The following is a 773-nucleotide window of genomic DNA, read 5'->3' as shown; positions in this document are numbered from 1 at the left end:
CGGCTTGGGCCGTCGTCAGGGCATTGGCTTGCGCCGTCGTCAGGGCCACGACCTGGTTGGTCGTCAGGGCGGCAACCTGCTGCGTCTTCAGGCCGGCGATGGTCGCGGTCTTCAGGGCGGCCAGGTCGGCCGTTTCCAGCGCGGCCACGGTTTCCGTTGCCAGCGCGCCGATCTGGGCCGAGTTCAGCACGGAGGCCTGGTTGCTCGACAGGGCGACGATCTGGTTGGTCGTCATGCCGGCCATCGAACCGGTCGACAGGGCGGCCACCTGGTTGGTGCCCAGGGCACCGATCTGGTTGGTCGTCAGGGCCGCCACCTGCGCCGACTTCAGCGAAGCGATGACGTTGGTCTTCAGGCCACCGATATCGGCCGTTTCGATGGCGGCAATCGCGTTGGTCGACAGCGCGCCGAACTGGGCGGTGTTGAAGGCACCCAGCTGGTTCGAGCTCAGGGCGACAACCTGGTTGGTCGTCAGGCCGTTGGCCAGCTGGTTCGTCGTCAGGGCGGCGATCTGGCCGGTGGCCAGGCTGGCAGCCTGGTTGGTGGTCAGGGCCGCGAATTGGGTCGTCGTCAGGCCGGCGATGCTGGAGGTCTTCAGCGCAACCAGGTCGGCCGTTTCCAGCGCAGCGACACCGTTGGTGCTGAGGGCGGCGACTTGGGCCGAGCTCAAGGTCGAGGCTTGCGCCGTCGTCAGGGCGACGACCTGGTTGGTCGTCAGGGCGCCCAGCTGGTTCGATTTCAGGCCGGTGATGGCGGCCGTCTTGATGGCGGCC

1 pseudogene is annotated in these 773 nt (G+C 67.8%); it reads right to left on the bottom strand.

Annotated elements, in window-relative coordinates:
- Window positions 1-773: pseudogene (locus tag GM672_RS28560) on the bottom strand (heme utilization protein); the annotation flags it as partial.

Origin of the sequence: Pseudoduganella buxea (genome assembly GCF_009720835.1) — a bacterium.
GTDB classification, from domain to species: domain Bacteria; phylum Pseudomonadota; class Gammaproteobacteria; order Burkholderiales; family Burkholderiaceae_D; genus Rugamonas; species Rugamonas buxea.
This window is presented reverse-complemented; position numbering and strand designations above follow the sequence as displayed.